Annotated in this window: 18 protein-coding genes, 4 tRNA genes and 1 pseudogene; 12 read left to right on the top strand and 11 right to left on the bottom strand. The window is 38.6% G+C overall.

The genetic code is table 11. The annotated features are described in order from the left end of the window. Positions 1–26: 26 nt before the first annotated feature. Positions 27–1,397 carry a YjiH family protein gene (locus EU510_RS01395; RefSeq protein ID WP_149591936.1) on the bottom strand — a complete coding sequence of 457 codons (1,371 nt, stop codon included), beginning with the start codon at positions 1,395–1,397 and terminating at the stop codon, positions 27–29. Positions 1,398–1,463: 66 nt separating this feature from the next. After that, positions 1,464–2,525, bottom strand: a complete 1,062-nt coding sequence (gene bamC / locus EU510_RS01390; protein WP_149591935.1) for an outer membrane protein assembly factor BamC — start codon at positions 2,523–2,525, stop codon at positions 1,464–1,466. A gap of 359 nt (positions 2,526–2,884) precedes the next feature. On the opposite strand from bamC, the gene EU510_RS01380 reads away from it, so the two are divergent. Next, positions 2,885–3,418, top strand: coding sequence for a glycine cleavage system protein R (locus tag EU510_RS01380; protein WP_149591933.1), 534 nt, complete (start codon positions 2,885–2,887; stop codon positions 3,416–3,418). Positions 3,419–3,429: 11 nt separating this feature from the next. Beyond that, the gene (gene bcp / locus EU510_RS01375) at positions 3,430–3,909 is read left to right on the top strand and encodes a thioredoxin-dependent thiol peroxidase (RefSeq protein WP_149591932.1); all 480 of its coding nucleotides are present in this window, start codon (positions 3,430–3,432) and stop codon (positions 3,907–3,909) included. Positions 3,910–4,421: 512 nt separating this feature from the next. Here bcp and EU510_RS01365 read toward each other — a convergent pair. Beyond that, positions 4,422–4,940, bottom strand: coding sequence for a GNAT family N-acetyltransferase (locus tag EU510_RS01365; RefSeq protein WP_149591930.1), 519 nt, complete (start codon positions 4,938–4,940; stop codon positions 4,422–4,424). A 340-nt stretch (positions 4,941–5,280) separates the two neighbouring features. On the opposite strand from EU510_RS01365, the gene EU510_RS01360 reads away from it, so the two are divergent. Further along, a complete protein-coding gene (locus tag EU510_RS01360; RefSeq protein WP_149591929.1) occupies positions 5,281–6,120 on the top strand; it encodes a hypothetical protein in 840 nt (279 codons plus the stop codon). A gap of 317 nt (positions 6,121–6,437) precedes the next feature. Here the strand turns inward: EU510_RS01360 and EU510_RS01355 are convergent. Both EU510_RS01355 and queE read right to left on the bottom strand, forming a co-directional pair. Continuing rightward, a pseudogene (locus EU510_RS01355) lies at positions 6,438–6,674 on the bottom strand (7-carboxy-7-deazaguanine synthase QueE); the annotation flags it as partial. Positions 6,675–6,917: 243 nt separating this feature from the next. Further along, the gene (gene queE / locus EU510_RS01350) at positions 6,918–7,583 is read right to left on the bottom strand and encodes a 7-carboxy-7-deazaguanine synthase QueE (RefSeq protein WP_024591014.1); all 666 of its coding nucleotides are present in this window, start codon (positions 7,581–7,583) and stop codon (positions 6,918–6,920) included. Positions 7,584–7,728: 145 nt separating this feature from the next. On the opposite strand from queE, the gene queC reads away from it, so the two are divergent. After that, on the top strand, positions 7,729–8,385 hold the full coding sequence (gene queC, locus EU510_RS01345) for a 7-cyano-7-deazaguanine synthase QueC (protein ID WP_002960416.1): 657 nt from the start codon (positions 7,729–7,731) through the stop codon (positions 8,383–8,385). Between the two features lie 94 nt (positions 8,386–8,479). Here queC and EU510_RS01340 read toward each other — a convergent pair whose 3' ends face one another. After that, positions 8,480–8,929: a methyltransferase family protein gene (locus tag EU510_RS01340; protein WP_149591928.1), complete on the bottom strand. Its 450-nt coding sequence runs from the start codon at positions 8,927–8,929 to the stop codon at positions 8,480–8,482. A gap of 368 nt (positions 8,930–9,297) precedes the next feature. Here EU510_RS01340 and EU510_RS01335 point away from each other — a divergent pair, with 368 nt between their 5' ends. Further along, complete coding sequence (locus EU510_RS01335; RefSeq protein WP_149591927.1) at positions 9,298–9,540, top strand: hypothetical protein; 243 nt, start codon at positions 9,298–9,300, stop codon at positions 9,538–9,540. A 4-nt stretch (positions 9,541–9,544) separates the two neighbouring features. Here EU510_RS01335 and EU510_RS01330 read toward each other — a convergent pair whose 3' ends face one another. The 5 genes from EU510_RS01330 to EU510_RS01310 all read right to left on the bottom strand — a co-directional run bounded on the left by EU510_RS01330 (position 9,545) and on the right by EU510_RS01310 (position 15,661). Next, positions 9,545–10,567, bottom strand: a complete 1,023-nt coding sequence (locus EU510_RS01330) for a hypothetical protein (protein ID WP_149591926.1) — start codon at positions 10,565–10,567, stop codon at positions 9,545–9,547. Between the two features lie 101 nt (positions 10,568–10,668). Then, entirely contained in the window at positions 10,669–11,349 is a 681-nt protein-coding gene (locus EU510_RS01325) for a tRNA (adenine(22)-N(1))-methyltransferase TrmK (RefSeq protein WP_149591925.1), read from the bottom strand. Beyond that, on the bottom strand, positions 11,350–12,288 hold the full coding sequence (locus EU510_RS01320) for a class I SAM-dependent methyltransferase (RefSeq protein ID WP_149591924.1): 939 nt from the start codon (positions 12,286–12,288) through the stop codon (positions 11,350–11,352). It abuts the gene before it with no gap. A 2-nt stretch (positions 12,289–12,290) separates the two neighbouring features. After that, positions 12,291–14,285 (bottom strand): excinuclease ABC subunit UvrB, encoded by a 1,995-nt coding sequence (gene uvrB, locus EU510_RS01315; RefSeq protein WP_149591923.1) that lies wholly within the window; start codon positions 14,283–14,285, stop codon positions 12,291–12,293. After that, positions 14,282–15,661 carry an MATE family efflux transporter gene (locus EU510_RS01310; RefSeq protein WP_149591922.1) on the bottom strand — a complete coding sequence of 460 codons (1,380 nt, stop codon included), beginning with the start codon at positions 15,659–15,661 and terminating at the stop codon, positions 14,282–14,284. The genes uvrB and EU510_RS01310 overlap by 4 nt, the downstream gene beginning before the upstream one ends. A gap of 1,052 nt (positions 15,662–16,713) precedes the next feature. On the opposite strand from EU510_RS01310, the gene EU510_RS01305 reads away from it, so the two are divergent. From EU510_RS01305 to rsxB, 7 genes are all read left to right on the top strand, one after another. Further along, positions 16,714–16,790, top strand: a tRNA-Asn gene (locus EU510_RS01305). A gap of 21 nt (positions 16,791–16,811) precedes the next feature. Continuing rightward, positions 16,812–16,888: transfer RNA gene (locus EU510_RS01300), tRNA-Asn, on the top strand. Between the two features lie 21 nt (positions 16,889–16,909). Beyond that, positions 16,910–16,986: transfer RNA gene (locus EU510_RS01295), tRNA-Asn, on the top strand. A gap of 29 nt (positions 16,987–17,015) precedes the next feature. After that, positions 17,016–17,092 (top strand) — tRNA-Asn (locus EU510_RS01290). A 148-nt stretch (positions 17,093–17,240) separates the two neighbouring features. Then, complete coding sequence (locus EU510_RS01285) at positions 17,241–19,184, top strand: EAL domain-containing protein (RefSeq protein ID WP_149591921.1); 1,944 nt, start codon at positions 17,241–17,243, stop codon at positions 19,182–19,184. A 208-nt stretch (positions 19,185–19,392) separates the two neighbouring features. Next, positions 19,393–19,974 (top strand): electron transport complex subunit RsxA, encoded by a 582-nt coding sequence (gene rsxA / locus EU510_RS01280; protein ID WP_008134172.1) that lies wholly within the window; start codon positions 19,393–19,395, stop codon positions 19,972–19,974. 1 nt (position 19,975) lies between these two features. Next, complete coding sequence (gene rsxB / locus EU510_RS01275) at positions 19,976–20,530, top strand: electron transport complex subunit RsxB (protein WP_002960333.1); 555 nt, start codon at positions 19,976–19,978, stop codon at positions 20,528–20,530.

The following is a 20,530-nucleotide window of genomic DNA, read 5'->3' as shown; positions in this document are numbered from 1 at the left end:
ATTCGCTTAATTATATTTTCGTTAATTTAGCCTACGAGCCAATGCGCCATTAGCGCAATAACAGGTAAAGTAATTAGCGTTCGCAAAATAAATATAATAAACAACTCTAAAATGTTTACCGGTATTTTACTGCCAAGTAAAAGTGCACCCACCTCAGACATATAAATAAGCTGAGTTACACTCATTGCCGCAATAATAAAGCGCGTTACATCACTTTCAATAGTCCCTGCTGCTAATATTGACGGAATAAACATATCAGCAAAACCAACCATAATAGTCTGCGACGCTGCGGCTGCTTCGGGTACTTGTAATAACTCTAAAAATGGCACAAACGGCATACCTAAATACTGAAATATAGGTGTATGCTCAGCAATGATCAGTGCAAATGTACCTACCGCCATAACCACAGGCAATACACCAAACACCATATCAAGCGCATTATGTACGCCCTCTTTTATAGTGCCTTTAACACCCGTTGAGTTATCAGCTTTTGCTAATGCAACATCTAACGAATGCCCAAATAAAGTTTTATGACCCGGAATTGTTTCAGCGTCTCTATCTGGCTCAGTACCATCAATCAGTAAGTCTTTTTTAAAGCGCAATGGCGGTAATCGCGGCACAATAATAGCGGCAACAATACCAGCTAAACATACCGTCGCGTAAAACGGTGCAAATAGGTATTCAAGTTTAACTTGCCCAAGCACCACTAAACTAAATGTAATTGAAACCGCCGAAAACGTAGTACCAATAATAGCCGCTTCACGTTGTGTATAGTGCTTTTGATCGTACTGCCTTGCAGTCATTAAAATACCCACACTGCCATCACCTAACCACGACGCAGTACAGTCAACCGCGCTTCTACCTGGTACACCAAATACAGGACGCATTACTTTAGTCATTAACGTACCAGCAAGCTCTAGTAGACCAAAGTTAATTAGTAGCGGCAGTAATAAGCCCGCTAAAATAAATACCGAAAACAACACTGGCAATAAGTCATTTAATACCAGCGCGCCAGTATTGGCCGAGGTAATCATCTCGCTGCCTAGGCTTAAGTACGTCATTAAACCAAACGCCATACCAAATAAGCGCACCACCAGCCATGTCCAGCTCACATCAAATAAATGCTTTAACAAAGGTGAGTTACATATAGCGGCGGGTTTAAACACTTTAGTAATTACAGAAATAAMCCCTGTAATACAAATAATGAGGGTAATAATTGCTTGAGCAGAGCCAAGCATCATTGCTTGAACCGCTTTTGCCATAACGGCAATAGGAATGGTCATCCCTTGCGAAGTACTTATGGGTGTCATAAATAAAAACACACCAATTAACGAAGGAACCAAAAAAGTAAACCAAGTGCGCCACGTATAGTGTGAACGTTCAGGTAGCTGAGACATGTTGTTTAACCTATAAAAACCACAAAAAGAGCATAGCGCTCTTTTTGTGGTAAAACTTATTATTATTTAAATTTTAATGCCGCGCTGAATGAGTGCTGCTTCTAATGCTTGTTGTAAACCATTCATAGTACCTGGCTCAAGCGTTTCGCCTTTATCATCCATCCACGTTAAGCTAGTACCGCCTTCTTTAGTTTTACTTACTAAAATTTGATATTGGCCTTCATCAATAGGTAATTGAGCTACGTCATCACCCCAAATTGAATCCCAAACGCTTGTTTCTGGTTTAGTGTAATCTGCAGTAATTAAGCCCGTATCTGGGTTAATTTCAACAATAGAGAACGACAAGCGCTCTAAAAACCCAGAGAAACGGTCAAACACAGCTTCGTAAGATTGCTCAGTTACAAGTGCTGCATTACCTTTATTATCAAAGCCCATTTCAAGAGAAATAATACCTTGGCGTTTACGCATATCAACTTCAAGTTGACGGTAACGGTAATCAAATTCGCTCACTACTTGGTTAAGCGCACGTACTTCTAGCTGCTGCTTGAGTAAGTCTGTTAGCGTTTTATCACCTTTAAAATCAATCAGCTCCACACGTAAAGACGCAGTGCGTTGATGAGACTTTTCTTCAATAGTGAATCTAAACTTTTCTAAATCATCGTTAACTTCATCGCCCCACCACCAAAAACTTTCTTCGGTTTTAATGATTGAGTACCAATCAGTTTCAATAATACCAAGTAGTTTATCTTCTTTAGTAGTTGCCGCATTATTATCAGCTAGGACAGATTTAATCGTATCCCAAAGAAACTCATCTAAATCAGCAATGCCATCGTTTTTATCAAAATAAATACGCGCTTGTTTATCTGTCTCTTCTACCCAACTGCCTTTAGCAATTGTTAATACTTGTGCCGGTGGGCGGTAATTTGTAGCTTCAGGATTATTGTCGTATTGACCTACATCCATTTTATAAACTGGGTCTTGAGCTGGTTGAGATAACGACGCTGGTGCTTTTACAGGCTCATGCGTACGATAATTACGCTCGTCATGTGCCTTATTAATAAATACACTACACCCTGATAAACTTACCAATACACTTACTGCAAGTGCTTTTGGGATCCAATACTGCACAGATATTTCTCCTTAGCATACCCTTTAATTGTTTTAACAAATATATGAGTGGGTAATGCCGATTTGGTTCAGTGTAAAATCAATATTAACTTTACATTTATTATTTGGCTGCCTAAATGCAATAAAGTTCAGCACTTCAACTTAGCAATAAAACTAAGCGCAAATAAGCAAATTTTAGCTATGGTACTTTCCCGTGCCAGTAAAAACAAGAAACACCGCATTTTAAAAGCGCTTAATTAACGCGTGCTGTAGTTTAGAGCCCTTTTTGTGTTAAACTTCGCCGCCGTGCAACTTCTTGTGTGTATTTTTGGTGTTGCCAACTCGGTTGATATAATCCAAGTAACAAGGTATTTGAACTCATGACTGCATTTTCAAATCATCAAATTGTTTTAACAGCGATTGGCGAAGACAGACCCGGTATAGTAAGTGAACTAACCCAATTGGTTAGCGATTGCCACTGCAACATTATTGACAGCCGTATTGCTATTTTAGGCTGCGAATTTACCTTCATAATGCTACTTAGCGGCGACATGTCGGCAATAAGCCGCATAGAGCACGTACTGCCTACTAAAGCCATGGAACTTGGCCTGCTAACCATGATGAAGCGTACCGCGAGTCATACTCCTGAGGAGTTTTGTGCAGGTTACACACTAGAATATACAGGCATAGACACCCCAGGCACATTGAGCAAAGTAACGCGCTTTTTTGCCGACAATAATATTAGTATTTGCTCACTTAAGTCAGACACTTATTCCCAAGAAGACAACATTAAAATGCGTTGTGAACTTGAATTCAACATACCTGTTGATGTAGATATAGATCAATTTAAAATTAGTTTTGAGAGCCTTTCTCACACACTAAACGTAGATTATATTTTTAAACGAATTCGTTAAGGATGCTAAACATGAACACAATTAGTCCATTACAAGCTGGCGATACTGCACCCGCTTTTAGCCTACAAAACCAAAACGACGAAACAGTAACATTAAGCGAGCTGTTAAAAGAGCAACAAGTGCTTGTGTACTTTTACCCTAAAGCGTCAACGCCGGGCTGTACTGTACAAGCCGAAAACCTACGCGATGAGCAAGCACAGCTTGCTAAATTTAACACCCGCGTTGTAGGTATTAGCCCAGATCCAATTAAGCGCCTTAAAAACTTTGAAACTAAAAAAGAGCTTAATTTTGACCTATTAGCCGATGAAGACCACGCCATTGCTGAAGCATTTGGTGTATGGGGCTACAAAAAGTTTATGGGTAAAGAGTACGATGGTATTCACCGCTTGACGTTTTTAGTAGGCCAAGACGGTAAAATAAAACACCTATTTAATAAGTTTAAAACTAAAGATCACCATCAAGTAGTGTTGGACTATTTAGCTGCAGAATAAGTTTGTGGCAGAATAAGCTAGCGGCACAGTAAGTTAGCTACCAGCTATTAAGTATATACAGAAAAGCGTTGCTCAAGGGCAACGCTTTTTTATGCCTATACATTTTCGCTATGTAAAAACTTAATTAGTAATTGAGTAAATAATTTGTTAAAACTGACAAAGCACTTATTATTAGCACCTTGCCAATTGGATATTTAAACCTTGAATAAAAGCCTAAAATTTAAACTTTATTTAACTGCCTTAATCATCTGTATTATCGGTTTTAATTTTTCAGAGCCAAGTATGCAATTTTACTCAAACCCGTTTTATATCGGTAGTTTCGTTTTTGCCATTGCGCTTATAATCTCTGCAATTAATTACGCCTGCCCTGCCTGTAAGAAAAACCAAGTAATGCGCTCTATTTCTAGTTATAAGCTTCCCAATGATTATTGTTATAGCTGTGGGAAAGAAATTGATGAGAAAAGTTATTAAATAGACAGAGTTATTTCTGGAGAGTCTGGTATTCGGGTTATTTATAAAGCCACTTGATATATATTAAGTTGTTGTCGTGTATTACCAACCGATACAAAGTTTGGAATAGTACCAACTAAACTTGCACCTGATTTTAAAGCAATTTTAATGCTAGCTGCATTTTGTTCTAAGCATCTAAACTCAATTACTTTAGCGCTTGTATTTTTGAGTATGATTGGCACTCTCGTAATTACTTGACTGATAATACTATTTCCTTGTGCCTCACTACTTAACCAGTAACCAAGCTCCGCTACATCCAACTCAGGGCAAATAGACTTAACTGCAAAAATACCACTCAGATTATCTTTATAATAAATTTTAAACCACCGTGAACCATTAAGCCCGCTGTTTACTCTGTCGAGTATGTACTTTTTAGCTGATTCAATATTGCTTACCCCTTCTACCCAGGGCAAAAATTTACCTAAACTTGCCCGACTTAAATTAACAGCCTTTAGAATGTCCGCAGCATCGCTTTCCACTAAAGGAGCTAGTTTAATATTTTCTGCAATTTGGATATGCAAGTGCTCTTCCTTGTGAGTATTGATTTTATAATTATAAGTTTACAACTAAAGATCGCTATTAAATAGCCCCAAACTTATTTAACGGCTGAATAGCCTTTGAGCTATTAAAAAGATATAGAAAGGCATTACTCTAGAGCAACGCTTTTATGTTACTCACTCAAACTTTGATTAAGTAAAAGCATGATCAAGGTATGAATATGCAGTCGATAGTTTTGATGTATGAAGTCAAGATTTGACCCTAGGGCAGTCTTTAGGTAAGTTTGTATGATCATAACCAGCCCTTGGTGTTTTGGTTTATTTTGAATATAGTAGTCTAAAAATAAACTCCAGTGGGCCTGATATGGAAACGACTAATAGGGTTTTAAAGTGGCTTAGTGAGTGCTTTAAAGTAGAAGAAGACAAAGCTCTGCACGAGAACAAACTATTCTGGATGGTAGTTCTCATCCCTTTATTTTTCATCATCTGGATTTCTTGGATTTTGACCACGGACTTAATAACAAAAAGTCTTTACAACCCTCATATTAGTGCAGAGTCATTAGCTGGGTTTGTAAGTTACTACGCTTTCCCTATTGCGTTATTAACTGTTCCGCTAACATTGGCGGTGATGATAAATAGATTTCATTCCTCAAAGCAAAAAGCGAAAAGTAATCGATTGGTTGAACAGAACAACACAGCTAATAATTTTTTTAATCATTACAAATATTTCAAAGATCATTGTATAGGTTTAGAAAATAGGTTTTCATGGGTAAATTTACGAATAACCGCTGAACTTTTGTATAAAAAGCTATTTCCAATATCATCGGTGAGTAATTTTACGACTGAATTAGATAAAGTATTTGTTGAGAGCGTATTTGATTATTATGAAAATATGATTTTAGATTATCAAAATCATATTAAAATTAATGGTATAAAAACTATTGCTCAAACACACAATCAAGGCGAAATATACGAGGAAACTGTTGAATGTCATTTTTTAAGTGAGCCATATGAACTTGATTTCGATTTATGTGGTATCAGCTTTGTTAAGAGCTTAAAAGTCGAAGAAGACTTTAAGGGTACTCTATATTTAACTTTTGAAATAATTGGAGGATTATTCTGCTTTAGTGGAGTATCTAATTTTGACGAAATTAATGGCTATTATTATAATAAATTTAATATTATGATTGATAAAAACATATAATCATATCTCTATCTTAAATTAATACGTAACTCCTTTCCCAACAATCTACATTTATACTAACTCATAAGCCAAGTGCCAATTAATTATTTTTGGTACTTGGGAATCAGAGGGATTAAATCTTGATTTCACACATCATAATTAATTAGCTGTTTATATTCGCCGAAACTCAAATAAGTTACTGTGTCGGATGGCGCTTCGCTTATCCGACCTACGTATTTAAATATTATGAAAGGTTATTAGAAAATTGTGCGGGAGTGGAGATTTGTTGGGTTTAGCTTCGCTCTACCCAACATACGTAATATAACCTTAAGCGGGCTTTAACTAATTCCTAAATACTTATGTACTTGTATTGATAGGCGCCAATTTTTGGCAATACAGGTGTCGATTGCAAGTTTGGTTGCTGATACTTTTTGGCTAATTGGCTGTAAATAAACAAGCTTAGGATTAACGCCTGTTTTAGCAAATAATTCTTCTAACTCTTCAACATGCTTTTGCATGGCAACGGGGTGTTTAATTTCGTTGGCGCGCTTCATTGCGCTGGTAAGAGGACTATAGGGGTCAGAGGACTATAGGGGTCAGAGGACTATAGGGGTCAAATCTTGACTTCATACATCATAATTAATTAGCTGTTTATATTAGCCGAAACTCAAATAAGTTACTGTGTCGGATGGCGCTTCGATTATCCGACCTGTGTATTTAAATATTATAGAGAGTTGTTATAAAACGGTGTGGAAGTAGAGGTTCGTTGGGTTTAGCTTCGCTCTACCCAACATACGTACTATAACTTTAAGCGGGCTTTAACTAATTCCCAAATACTTATGTACTTGTATTGATAAGCGCCAGTTTTTGGCAATACAGGTGTCGATTGCTAATTTTGTTGCTGATACTTTTTGGCTAATTGGCTGTAAATAAACAAGCTTAGGATTAACGCCTGTTTTAGCAAATAATTCTTCTAGCTCTTCTACGTGCTTTTGCATGGCAACGGGGTGTTTAATTTCGTTGGCACGCTTCATAGCGCTGGTAAGTACTTCATAACCGCCGCGCATATTGATTTTTGGCGATACCGTTACCCATGTTTGCTCTGGTGCGAGTATTTCAAACGTGCCGCTGGTTTCTATTTGTGTGCTAAAACCGTGTTCGTGTAATAAATTACATACTGGATTTAAATCAAACATGCATGGCTCGCCGCCAGTAATTACTACGTGCTTTGCGGTATAACCACGTGATTGAAACAAAGCTAAAATTTGCTCTGCACTGGCGTTAGCCCAATGATCTGAGTCGGCTTTTTTTTCTACGGTTTCATCCAGCGATACTTTATATACATTATCAACATCCCACGTTTGCTTAGTGTCGCACCAAGAGCAACCTACTGGGCAGCCTTGCAGACGTAAAAAAATTGAGGGTGTGCCAGTAAAGCTAGCTTCACCTTGAATGGTTTCAAACACTTCATTAATTTTGTACAAAAGAGATCTCACTTACTACCTAGCAGCCAAATTGCTACTATTAAAAAACCAAAAAGCGCTGTGCAAAAATTGTTATTTAAGCTGCGGCCGTGTAGTATATCGCGCCCTGATATAAACCTCTATTAAAACTAAGAGCAAAACAGATATGACGCAAAAAGTAGTTGTTATTTATTCCGGCGGTATGGACTCATTTACCGTATTAAATAAAGCCCTGCAACAAGGCCATGATGTATATGCCCTTTCATTTGACTATGGTCAGCGTCATGTAAAAGAGCTTAAAGTAGCGGCAAGTGTGTGTGAAAAATTAAACGTTCCACATAAAATTGTTGATATTTCGGCGATTAACCAACTTATTGGTGGCTCATCACTTACTGATGATATTGACGTACCTGAAGGCCATTACGAAGAAGAAAGCATGAAAAGTACGATTGTACCTAATCGTAATATGATTTTGCTCTCGCTTGCTGTTGGTTACGCGGTATCACTTAAAGCTAGCCAAGTTTATTACGGCGCTCATTCTGGGGATCATGCTATTTACCCTGACTGCCGTCCTGAATTTGTGCAAAAAATGGATGATGTGTGTCGTATTGCTAACTACGACGCGGTAGAAATTTTTAGCCCGTATTTAAATAATACTAAAATTGGTATTTTAACCGACGGTATTGAAATGGGTTTAGATTACAGCCAAACGTGGACCTGTTATAACGGCCGTGAAAAGGCCTGTGGTAAATGTGGCGCGTGCCAAGAACGCCTTGAAGCATTTGCACTAAATAACATTACAGACCCGTTAGAATACGAATAAGCCGCAATTAATTAGTAATACAATTGCTGAAAACAAAAAAAGGCTATCATCGATAGCCTTTTTTGTTTCTCAGGTTTTAAGTCAATGGTATTGATTACAGCCAGCGCTTTACGCGCGCTTTATAGGCGGTAAACTCTTCGCCAAATAATTTAGTGAGCGCACGCTCCTCGGGTATTATTTGAAAAAATGTTAAATAGGCAATAAACCCGATAATACATAAAAGCGCCCACAAGGAACTTAACCAAACACCCCACCCTGCTAAAATAAATGCAAAACCCACATACATTGGGTTACGCGAAATTTTATAAATGCCGCTCGTAATAAGTTTTGACGCTTGCTCTGGTTTATTAGGGTTTACTGTGGTGTTTGCTATTTTAAAGCTCGCTACCCCCGCAATACAAAAAATACACCCAATAATGACCAAACTTGCTGCTAAGTAGGTAATAAAGGCGGTGAAATCAATAACACTGTAATGCGCAATAAGCGCCATTATGCCTGCAAAAAAAAGCACAACGATAACCGGTGGAATTTTATTATTTAACATGGCAACTCACTGTATTGACTAATTATGTTTATTATATGGTGGCTATGCAGCCATTAAACAATATCTAAAGTGTATAAATGATGAACACGCTCAAAGCTGAACTTATACCAACCTGCATAAATCTTTGATCAATTTAACGAATTAAATTGCACTATAACGTCGTTAAAAATTTTTTATTTAGAACACTAGATACAAAAACTTTTGCCTAGTTCTAGCGTAATTTTCTTAACGTTAAATAGACCCCGTATATAAGCAGATTGGTATTAAATAAAGTATACAAATTAAGTTACAATTGTCAGCTTTATCAAAAGCACTTAAAGGTTATACTTTAGCCATAAACGAATAATAAAAAGAGAAGGAATGAGGTTATGTCTGGAACTACGATGATTGTACTTATTGTGCTAATTTCGGTTGGCTCAGGAGTAGTTTACGATATGTATAAAAAGCATCTTGAGTTTAAGCATAAAATGCAAAGCAACAACAGCGATGCCCATAAACAATTAGCTGAAACAAACGCGCAAGTGCTTGCATTAAAAGAGCGAGTACAAACACTTGAGGCTATTGTTACTGATTCAAGCTTTAACGTTAAAGATGAAATTAATAAACTTTAAGTTGTTATAGGTAATTTGGATATAAATGTGCATTTTCTGGCTGCTCAATGCCGTGAGCAGCTAAAAACCCACCAATAGCTTGCCCGCAGCCCTGTGGTGCTCGCCCACTGTCTATCTCAAAGTTTAACTGATTAGCATGTTGCTTACCCATAGAGCAAAGCCCTACGGTGCTTGGCGAGCGCATAGCGATACTTAAGTTACCTATTTGTTCAACTGCAACGTGCTTACTAAAGCGGGCAAAACCTTTGTATTTAAACTGCTCGTTTACGTAGTCATTACTTGTGGCCACCAATGCCGCAATTAAGCCGTGTAAAAAACTATTAGCGGATGAGTCTGCTGTTAAAAACGCGATTGTTTTTTTATTAAACTCGCTAAGCTGGCAATCCTCACACAACAGCTCAACAGTATATAAATGTTGCTCGGCTACTTGCTGCTGGCTCTTAAGCTCAATACTTTTTCCTGCAAATACAATACGTTTAAGCACTTTATCAACGTTACTTGTAACCGTTTCGCTTTTAACAAGTTCAGGGTTTTGCGCCATTACAGGTAAATCGTGATGGTTATTAAATGGCGTGCTTGTTGCACCACTTTGCATTAACTGAAAAAGCTCTCTTACTTCATGTTCACGCGCTACTTTTAACGCTAAAAATGCAGTTTGAATAAGTTCTGAAGTAGGTAAGTTTTCCTCTACAATCCAGCGTCTGCCAAATAATAGTTTTTTAGCTTTGGCTTCATTAGTAGATGCGCTTTTTTGGTAGTTATCAGGGCTCAGCACTGCTACTTGCAAATAGATTTCTTCACCTTTTTGTGCAGCGAGCACTCTAAAGTGAGCCGAAAACTCAATACTCTCAAGTACTTCGTTTACACTTTGAAGCGTGTGCTTGTAACGTAAAAAATGCTGTGGCACCACCCAGCTACTATTAGCTAATTGCACAAGGGGTGCATAAGAAATAGGTTGCTCGTAACTGTGTTGCCATTTTTGCTCATTACTAAGCAAATGATTAATGTGACTCTTGTTATCTGACATAAATAAACCAAATAAACTCGCGTTGTGCGATATAAACTATGAACACATTACGTCGTCAATGTCGTAATTAGATCACATGTACGCCCTACTTTTGGGCTTTTTTAACTATCGATGAGTTCTTGATAGTCTGTTATAACTTTTTGATAGTATGGCTTATCTTTATTGAGCATTTTATTATAATGATTTATGAGTTGTCGTTGGTACATAGCGTGCTCTGTACTAGCAAAGTCCCACATTTTGTTGCCTGTATGGCTAATTTCATTATTAGTATTAAAGCTCACTTCAATCACTTCATAAAAACGTTTGTTGTCGTAAACTATTTGTTCACTTATAAGCCCTAAACCGAGTTGTTTTAAACCCACTCGCAACTTATAAGTGTGATGCACTGGGCATAAAATAAACCGAACATTATTTAAATGTTCCACTGCGTTATTAGCAATAATTTGTTGTACTAAACTTAACAACAGCTCACCACCAACACCCGCTATTACAACTACTTGGCTTTTACTTAGAGCAATTTCAATTTTGCCTACATCCTGACATAAGACCTGCCACTGCGGATTTTTATCACAGGTTTTTTGTAATTTATTAATAGATGATAATTGCGCTTCTAAGTCGTTCATTAAAGTGGCGACTATATCTACAAAAATAACCTGGTTTGCAGCTGCGCGTTTTAATAGCGCCATGCCTAAATAACCATGGTCACAACAACAATCCCAAATAATATCGTGACGCTGCGAAATTAATGTATCAATGGCAGTTAGGCGTTTACTGAGCTTCATTTAAGCAGGTATTTGTGACGCTTTATAGACAAGCGCTTTTAAACTTTTGTCCTTGTCTACTTCAATAAAACGCTCGGTGGGGGCTAGGCGCTGTACAAATTCAATTGCGCCTTGGGTGTGCTCGTTTATTAATGCTTTAAACGCCTCTTCGCTAAGCTCTGGACTATTAGCACACAATAATAATTGTGTGCTATCGCAAAGTAGCTCTGGCAACCTGCGCAGCACTTTTTGATAATCTTTAGTTAATATAAAGCTGCCTTTTTGAAAGCTTGGCGGATCAACTATTATTAAATCAAACGGGGCTGCTTTTTTTAGTTTTCCAAACGATTTTAAAATATCATGAGGTAAAAAACTTACGCCGCGCTCAAAGCCGTTTAGTTGATGGTTTTGCTTGCCGACTTTAAGTACACCTTTGCTCATATCCATGTTCATCACATGATCTGCCCCACCTTGCATGGCTGCAAGCGAAAACCCACATGTATACGAAAACAAATTAAGCACTTTGCCATGCTTGCTATTAGCCATTACAAATTCACGGCCGCTGCGCATATCGGGAAATATTCCGGTATTTTGACGGCTCTGTAAATCAACCAAAAAACGAATGCCGTTTTCGGTTACAACATGTGGGTTAGGTAATTGCCCATAAACCACGGTATTTTGGCTTTGCACGCCAGCGCGTTGCTGATACACAAGTGAAGTAATAAGCTCAGGCTGATTTTGTTGCGCCCATTGCCACACAACATTAGTGAGCTCGCTTAGTGTTTGCTCGTCAATTTCGTCGTACGAAACCAAAAATAAACTTGGCGGGTAAAAGTCTAAATTAATATGACTTAATGCTTCGACGCTGTGGCCTCGGCCATGAAAAACACGACATAGTTCATTTTTTAAAATTGGCGCGTCTTCAAGCGCAGTAATAAGAGGTGTAAAGTTTGCTGTCATTTTTAATTAATCAACTGTTGTTGTAGTTCATGTATTTCATCGCGAACAGAGCCCGCCTTTTCAAATTCTAGGTCGCTGGCGTATGCATGCATTTTGGTTTCAAGCTGCTTAATTTGCACGGCAATTTCTTTCGCACTAAGTACCTTTTTAGACTCTTTACGAATAAGTTTAAGGTTGTCTTTAGGGGCCGCTTCTTCGCCTACATCCATTACATCAAGTATTTTTTTAGCCAGAGCATGAGGCTCTATGCCGTGCTCAACGTTGTATGCATGCTGAATTTCGCGCCTGCGTGCTGTTTCGTCCATGGCTTTTGCCATTGATTTTGTAATTCTGTCGCCATATAAAATAGCGCGGCCATCTAAGTGACGCGCAGCACGGCCAATGGTTTGTATCAGCGAGCGAGCTGAGCGTAAAAAGCCCTCTTTGTCAGCATCAAGTATGGCAACAAGTGCCACCTCTGGCATATCAAGGCCTTCTCGCAGTAAGTTAATGCCCACTAACACGTCAAACACTCCAGCTCGTAAGTCACGAATTATTTCTACGCGCTCAACGGTGTCTATGTCTGAGTGAAGGTAACGTACTTTTACGTTATGCTCGCTTAGGTAGTCTGTCAAATCCTCAGACATACGTTTAGTAAGTGTAGTTACCAGAACGCGTTCGCCTTTCTCCACACTTTTGTATATTTCTGAGAGTAAATCATCAACCTGATCGCCCACAGGACGTACTTCTATAAGTGGGTCGAGCAGCCCTGTTGGGCGAATTACTTGCTCTGCTACTTCGCCTGCGCTGCGCTCAAGTTCAAAGTCGCCAGGCGTTGCCGATACATAAATAGTTTGTGGTGCTATAGCTTCAAATTCTTCAAAACGCAGTGGCCTATTATCCATTGCTGAGGGCATTCTAAAACCGTACTCAACAAGGTTTTCTTTACGGCTTCTGTCGCCTTTATACATTGCGCCAATTTGCGATACGGTTACATGCGATTCATCAATAATCATTAATGCGTCGTCAGGTAGGTAATCAAGTAGTGTTGGCGGCGGATCGCCTGGCGTACGCCCAGATAAATAGCGGCTGTAGTTTTCTATACCCGAGCAATAACCAAGCTCGGTCATCATTTCAATATCGTATTGCGTACGCTGTGCTACACGTTGCTCTTCTACTAGCTTATTTGCACTGAGTAACTGTGCGCGTCGCTCTTTTAGTTCTTCTTTTATTTTTTCGATGGCGCCAAGTATTTTTTCACGCGGGGTCACGTAGTGTGTTTTTGGGTAAATAGTGGCGCGTACTATGTGTTTTTCAATTGCACCTGTAAGGGGGTCAAAAATACTTAGGCGTTCTATTTCGTCATCAAACATTTCTACGCGTACAGCAAATGTATCTGATTCAGCGGGGAATATATCAACGACTTCACCGCGCACGCGATACGTACCACGGCTAAAATCTATATCATTACGAGTATACTGAATCTCTGCAAGGCGGCGGAGCATATCGCGTTGGTCTACTTTTTCGCCCACCTTTAAAAGAAGCATCATTTTCATGTATGACTGCGGGTCGCCCAAGCCATAAATAGCCGAAACCGAGGCAACAATAATAGTATCGCGTCGTTCAAGCAGTGCTTTAGTTGCACTTAAACGCATTTGTTCTATGTGCTCATTTATTGAGGCATCTTTTTCAATAAACGTGTCACTTGATACAACATAAGCTTCTGGTTGGTAGTAATCGTAATACGATACAAAATACTCAACAGCATTATTAGGAAAAAACTCTTTCATTTCTCCGTACAGCTGCGCAGCGAGTGTTTTGTTATGTGCCATTATTATTGTTGGGCGATTTAAATCGCTAATAATATTGGCCATAGTAAAGGTTTTACCAGTACCCGTAGCGCCTAATAGTGTTTGATGCGCAAGCCCTGCTTCTAAACCTTCTTCAAGTTGTTTAATAGCCGTAGGTTGGTCCCCTGCGGGCTTAAACTGTGATACTAGTTGAAAATGATCGCTCAATTGTCGCACTCCTGTAACGATTCGCCGCTTAGCGTTTCTAGCTCTTTCATAAACCATTTATACGCCACTATTGCTGTAAATAAATTACCTAATGCAGCGCCAATAAATAACCCTAATAATCCGGCTATTTCGTTGCCGATATAAGCAAATGGTACATAAAATATAAATAAACGAATGACACTTAATACCAACGCATTCATTGGCTTGTGTAATGCATTAAACGATGAGTTTGATAATATGATCACCCCTTGTAAGCCATAACTTAGCGGGATGGTATAAATAAAGAGCTTAATAACATCTATTACGGCTTGTTCTTTGCCAAACAATTGACTTATAACACCTGAAAATACAATTAGTAATACGTAAATGGCAAACTGCCATATCATCACAAACTTTAGTGTGCCTGTGTACGCTTCTTTAACGCGGCACAGTTTACCTGCCCCAAAGTTTTGACTTACAAAAGGCGGTAATGTCATAGATAGCGCAAGGACTAATATGCTCGCGATAGATTCTATACGGCTACCTACTCCAAATGCAGCTACGGCCTCTGGTCCGTGGTGTGCAACCATAGCGGTCATTACTGCCATTGCAACGGGTGTTAGCATGTTCGCACCTGCAGCAGGTAAGCCTATTTTTAAAATTTTACGAATAGCGCCAGTTACAGTTTGCTTGCCCGCTTTTAGACTCAACAAACGTTTTTTAACCACTAATATATATAAAATAATAACCACAGCGACCGACCATGCAACAACACTTGCTATGGCTGCACCTTGAATTCCTAACGCTGGTACTGGCCCAAAGCCAAATATCAGTATTGGGTCAAGTACGGCGTTTATCAGCCCGGCTCCGCCCATTACTATACTTGGCGTTTTGGTATCACCGCTGGCACGCAGTACCGAGTTACCAATCATTGGGGTTATTAAAAATACGCTACCAATAAACCATACATTCATGTATTCGTGTATTAACGGCAATACTTGTGCGCCCGCTCCTAGCAAAGTAAATATGGGGTCAATCAGAAAATATCCAACAGATGACAACACAATAACCAAAACCACGCCAACCATTAAAGAAATACTGGCATCAAAACGTGCTTCATCAATTTTATTACTACCGAGCGCTTTCGCTATTACTGCTGATGTACCGATCCCCAACCCTATTGCTAAGCTGATAACGGTAAAAGTAACCGGAAATGTGAAGCTTACGGCAGCTAGTGGTTCGGTACCAAGTAAGCTTATAAAAAAGGTGTCTACAATATTGAACATCATTAGTGTGATCATGCCGAATATCATCGGGATGGTCATCGTCTTTAATGTAGGCAAAATGGGATCGTTTAGTAAATCTGGGCGAGTCTGAGATTTTGAAATTACGCGCATGAAATAAATAGGCCTCTTTTACTGAGCGAATCATTTTAAAGCATCAAGGCAGTTCAAGCCACGGATTTATCACTACAATTGATGTAATTACGGAAGTAAATATTCTAAAAAATAGTAAAACTCCGTTTTCGCATCTTTTTGTTAAAATAGAGCCTAAACACTCCAAAAAACAATTAAAACACATTTTTATAACTATTATTACAAACACTCTGTGTTATATGGTGCTTTTTTACACAAAGGCATGACTTGATTTATCGTTACGAAAAAATTCACTCATCGAGTTACACCCTTTAGCCATAAAAACATAACTTACTGTTTTTTAATAAATTAAAAATAATGATTTAAAAGCTTGAAATCGTTGTAGCGCCCTAGGCCATTGGTGCCAATGATGTTCTTAAAGTTTCATAAACAGAGTTATCCACAGAAACCGTGGATAACTCATTCAAAGCCGCATTTATAAAGGCTTTGAGAGGCTCGCAATTTTCGATGAGGTCCAACCAATTAATCATTTGCTAATTGTGGCATTTTTATAAACTCACACTAAAAATCGTAGCTCACCGGTTTTTCTTCTTAACATAGTTGCACGTTGGTAAACAAAAAACGTTTAAGACAAAGTTAAGTTATTGATTGTTCTATTTTTGAACGCAGAAAATAAATACCCTATTTATAAATAATGATTAGATCACAATCAAGGGTAAAAAATACTTCTGTGAGTATTCACAAAAGTATTTTTTTAGAAAATTAAAGCAAAAAAGTAAATAAATGCGAAGAATACCCACCAGGAAAAAATGAGTTTTTATGTTTTTGGGCTGATTTTTAATCACAAGTGACTTTAATAGCGTCTTTAATTTAACTAATTTAAAGACTCAACAATAATAAAAGTCACATTGGTGTTCTTAAATTCTCATAAAAATAACTTTAATAGAGCTACAAAACACGCAGATCGAACACAAAAACAACGAATAAACCTCTTTTTTCAATTTATGACTTTTATATGTTGACACTTTGCGGCTCCATCATTAATATTTCGCCCCGTTGAAAGGCAAGACGCTTCCCCCTTAGCTCAGTTGGTTAGAGCGACGGACTGTTAATCCGCAGGTCCCCCGTTCGAGTCGGGGAGGGGGAGCCAAGTTTTTCAACCATAAACGATTCCCCCTTAGCTCAGTTGGTTAGAGCGACGGACTGTTAATCCGCAGGTCCCCCGTTCGAGTCGGGGAGGGGGAGCCAAGTTTATGTATATGATGTAGTTCCCCCTTAGCTCAGTTGGTTAGAGCGACGGACTGTTAATCCGCAGGTCCCCCGTTCGAGTCGGGGAGGGGGAGCCAAATCATCATCATAATATCACTACTTTAGTTCCCCCTTAGCTCAGTTGGTTAGAGCGACGGACTGTTAATCCGCAGGTCCCCCGTTCGAGTCGGGGAGGGGGAGCCAATTCTAAGAATTTCATAGACATCTCAAGCTAATTCCACTACTCTTCCTTATATAACTAAAGCATTAGTTTATTCCTTGATGCGCTGTACTTAGTTTATTAATCAAGGACTTGATTCCTTCCCTTTTGAATTATTAAAAGACTGAAAACATGGCTGGATTTAAAAAACTTATTTTTATACAAATTATCTCTTGGTTATTGTGTGTGGCAGCAGGAAGCTACTTCATATCTATAAACTTTGATACTGCGGTGAGTGATGCGCAAAAAAGTGCGCAAACTACTGTTACTAAGTATATTAATGACCTTTCTTTAGACGATATTTCTGCTCAAAATCTAAAACAATCAATTGCAGATGGTAAAACGTTTACAAGCTTTACTCTAAGAGACTACCAAGGGGCTGAAATATTTAGCGTTAACCCCCCTACCCAATTACCAATGTTTGCTGATTTTGTACTATCAAAATTGAACTCTGTACGTCCTCAATTTGCTGTAAACGATGCAGCAGATATAAAAGTTGAATTTGTACTTAACATTGCGCATTTAGCTACTCAGCTGCAAACATCCCTTTTTATCGTTATTTTAATTTCTGCTATTTTGGTTATTATTCCAATAATCCTAATGCAATCTATTTTTTACCGTTTGAACAAAAACATAAGTACGACGGTAGCTGACATTATCGATATTTATATCAACCAAAACCAAGTTGATAATGATTTAGAAACAGCATTAGATGGCACTCGATTAAAAAAACTAGGTAAAGATTTAGTTCCTAGCTTTAACCGTTTATCTCACTTTTTGAAAAGTAAAAACGAAGATATACAAAGTGCAGCTATGACTATTAAGCATGAAGCGTATAAAGATGTAATTACTTCGCTTGGCAACCGTAATATGTTTGTTGAGTACTACGAAAAAAATATTGAAAACAGTGAACAAAGTACATTTGGCTCTTTGGCTATGGTTCGTTGTAGCGAGCTGCAAGCAATAAATCAAAGCCGTGGTTATCAAAAAGGTGACGAATACGTTAAAGGCGTTGCCGATATTATCAAGCACATAAGCGGCACTTACACGGGTAGCCAAGTGTTTAGATTAAACAGCTCTGACTTTGCTGTAGTACTGCCCAACACTCCATTGAAAGAAGCAGAGCGCTTTGGTGAAAACCTGCAATCGCGCTTCACACAGTACCAACAAAACCAAGAGTTAAGTTCGGTAGCTAATACAGGTATTGTAGGTTACGAAAAAGGTAAGCCGTTAGGCGAACTACTTTCTGTTGTTGATAACGCGATGAGTATGGCGCAATCAAAACAAGTAAACGCATGGCACGTACAACGTGAAACTGATTTAGTTAATAATGTGAGTGCAGGTTTTGGTAATCAAAACTGGCGTAAGGTTATTAACGAAGTAATTGAATCTAAGCGTGTACATTTAGTTATGCAAAACATTATGCCGCTTGGTAAAAGTATTAAAGCCTATGCTGAAATACAAGTGCGATTTAAAACAGAAGACAATCAAGTACTCCCTACGGCCTCTTTTTTAGCTATGGCTGAAAAGCTTGATATGGCAATAGAAATTGACCGCCTGATAATCGACTCTTCCCTTGAAAAAGTGAAAAGCCGTAATTTATCTGAAAAGTTTTTTGGTTTAAACGTTACAGCCTCAAGTGCGCACAACGATCAGTTTGTTATTTGGCTAGAACGCCGCTTGTTAAAAGACACGCATATTGCATCAAAGCTTATTTTTGAAGTAAGTGAATTTGGCTTACAACAAAATATTAAAGCCAGTAAGCGCTTTATTGATATGGTGCACCGCGTAGGCGCCCGCGTAACTGTTGAACGTTTTGGTGTTGGTTTAACCTCATTTAAGTTTTTCCGCGATTTAAAACCTGATTTTATTAAAATGGATGCAAGTTACACTCGCGGCCTTGAAGACGATAAAAACAATCAGTACTTTATGCGCTTAATGGTTGATTTAGCCCACCGTATTGGTGTTAGCGTATTTGCTGAAGGCGTTGAGAGCCAAGAAGAAAAGCACATTATAGAAACTTTATGTTTAGATGGTGTGCAAGGTTATTACATAGAAAAACCTAAAGACATCTAATCAGGTTTTCAATTAATACAAAAAAGAGCATTCGTTGCTCTTTTTTTGTTTCTACTATTTTATCCTTACATCAAGATCACATTAATTTTACAGCCTTGTGATCAATATGTTTGTCCTGACGTTTATTTAACTGATAACAGCTCGCAAATGTTGTTTATCGGGGCAGAAAAAAGGATAATACGCAGGACTTTAATAGCGTGAGGCACACATGACAGAATATGTCTTGTTATTGATTGGAACCGTTCTGGTCAATAACTTTGTATTAGTACAATTTTTAGGCTTATGTCCGTTTATGGGCGTATCAGGTAAGCTTGATACAGCGATTGGTATGTCTTTGGCAACCACGTTTGTGCTTACGCTTGCCTCTGTAACTAGCTATTTAGTTAATCAATATATTTTAATCCCTCTGGATATCGAATTTTTGCGTACCATGAGCTTTATTTTAGTAATTGCTGTTGTAGTGCAATTTACCGAAATGGTTGTGCGTAAAACCAGCCCTACCCTATATCGCTTACTTGGCATATTTTTACCGCTGATCACCACTAACTGTGCGGTATTAGGTGTGGCTTTATTAAATATCAAAGAAGATCATTCGTTTTTACAATCTGCAGTATATGGTTTTGGTGCTGCTGTTGGTTTTTCTTTAGTGCTTGTATTGTTTGCAGCACTACGCGAACGCTTAGCTGCTGCTGACGTTCCTACGCCTTTTAAAGGCGCCTCCATTGCAATGATCACCGCAGGCTTAATGTCGATGGCGTTTATGGGTTTTACTGGATTAGTGAAGTTTTAATATGACCTTGTTTTATGCCTTGATAGCGATTGGTTCGCTAGCACTCGTTTTTGGACTTATTTTAGGGTTTGCAGCAATTCGCTTTCGTGTTGAAGGCAACCCTATTGTTGAACAAATTGATACTATTTTGCCACAAACACAATGCGGACAATGTGGCTACCCTGGTTGTCGCCCTTACGCCGAAGCCATAGCTAATGGCGATGAAATAAATAAATGTCCACCGGGCGGCGAATCAACCATGAAAAAGCTTGCCGGCTTAATGGGTGTTGATGAAAAACCACTTGCTGGCGGCGAGCAAGCAGAACCTATAAAAACAGTGGCTTATATTCGCGAAGACGAATGTATTGGTTGTACCAAATGCATTCAAGCCTGCCCAGTTGACGCTATTTTAGGCGCAACCCGTCAAATGCATACTGTATTAATTGATGAATGCACTGGCTGTGATTTATGTGTTGAGCCTTGCCCTGTAGATTGCATTGATATGCTACCTGTAGCCGAAACTAAACAAAACTGGAAATGGCAGCTAGACGCTATTCCTGTTACACAAATAGATTAG

The sequence above is a fragment of the Pseudoalteromonas sp. FUC4 genome, from assembly GCF_008370255.1.
In the GTDB taxonomy this organism is placed as follows: domain Bacteria; phylum Pseudomonadota; class Gammaproteobacteria; order Enterobacterales; family Alteromonadaceae; genus Pseudoalteromonas.
Note: the sequence above shows the minus strand (reverse complement) of the source record. Positions and strands in the feature narration are given on the sequence as shown.